The organism is Paenisporosarcina sp. P4_D4, assembly GCF_056401835.1.
This window is the reverse complement of the sequence record NZ_JBFUIO010000300.1, coordinates 1-1331: the sequence shown is the minus strand read 5'-3', so window position 1 is coordinate 1331 and position 1331 is coordinate 1. Positions and strand designations below refer to the sequence as shown.

The 1331-nt window shown below is 39.1% G+C and carries 2 protein-coding genes; both read left to right on the top strand.

The features are described 5' to 3' along the window. Positions 1-77: 77 nt before the first annotated feature. Positions 78-290 (top strand): hypothetical protein, encoded by a 213-nt coding sequence (locus AC1DSL_RS18310; RefSeq protein ID WP_477533347.1) that lies wholly within the window; start codon positions 78-80, stop codon positions 288-290. Between the two features lie 118 nt (positions 291-408). Continuing rightward, positions 409-1137 carry a Fic family protein gene (locus AC1DSL_RS18305; RefSeq protein WP_477533346.1) on the top strand — a complete coding sequence of 243 codons (729 nt, stop codon included), beginning with the start codon at positions 409-411 and terminating at the stop codon, positions 1135-1137. The last annotated feature ends 194 nt before the right edge of the window (positions 1138-1331 follow it).

Below are 1331 nucleotides of genomic sequence, written 5' to 3'. Positions count from 1 at the left end.
GAATGAAACGCGTGAAATCGAAATGATGCGCCATGAAGGATAATCGACTGCAACAAGCGAATGAGTTACAAGAAAAAGTGAAGGCTCTGCAACAAAAGAAAAAACGGTTGGAAAATGAAGCCCTGCGTAAAATTAGTTGGGAAAAGAGAAAAGCCCGGACCAAACGGTTAATTGAAACCGGTGCCCTTGCTGAAAAGTATTTTGATCTGGGAGAAGATTCAATGGAACAAAGGGAAAAAGTTTTCCAGACATTTTCTGAATTTGTGAAGAAAAATAAGGTGAAGAGCTAGAAAGGAAAATAATTAGAGGGTGTAAATGAATCCACTGTCACTTCGTAGAAAATGATAGAATGAATGCAGGATTAAACAACATGAACTTGTTGCGGACGGATGAGGACGGTGATGCACGTTGAACTTTCATGAAATAGACGGAAAGAAAAGAAAATTAGATAAAGCGAGACCCTTACCAGCCAATTCAGTGAAGTCACTGCTCAATCATGTACTAATTGACTGGACCTACAATTCGAATGCTATCGAAGGAAATACATTGACTATTTCCGAAACGAAAGTGGTTCTGGAAGGCATGACTGTGGGTGGAAAAACGATGCGCGAACATCTTGAAGTGATTAATCATCGAGATGCGATTGACTACTTGGAAGAGATCGTTCAAAAGCATGAACGTTTGACGGAATGGACAATTAAATCGATTCATCGTCTTGTGTTAAAAGGAATACAAGATGACAATGCCGGTGTGTATCGAAAAGAGAATGTCTTAATCGGTGGGGCGTCTCATCGGCCACCAGACCATGTAGCTGTTCAAGAATTGATGGAGCGATTTGTTGAGACGGTTGAAAATGAATGGTCAACGATACATCCAGTAGAACGTGCAGCAAGGGTTCATGCGGAGTTTGTRAAAATCCATCCGTTTATTGATGGTAACGGACGTACTTCTCGCTTGTTAATGAACTATGAATTAATGAAAGCTGGCTTCCCCCCTGCTGTCATTAAAGCCATTGATCGTGCTCGATATTACGACGCTTTGGATCTTGCACACACAACTGGCGATCATGAACCGTTTATTAAGTTAGTTAGTGATTCTGTTAATGAAAGTCTAGAACTTTGGTTAAGTGTTATCTAAGTAAAAGAGACAGAAAAAGGGAGGGCTTTTCTGTCTCTTTTAATTATTCATCAATCAAACACTCAGTTTGTTCATTAAAAAAGAATTGCTTTGCAACCAGGATCTTTAACTAAAGCACCCGTTAGTTTAAGTACATTTTTTTTAAGATTTCAGAAGTTACTAAACTACATAAGGAACTGTGTAAACCAAGCAAT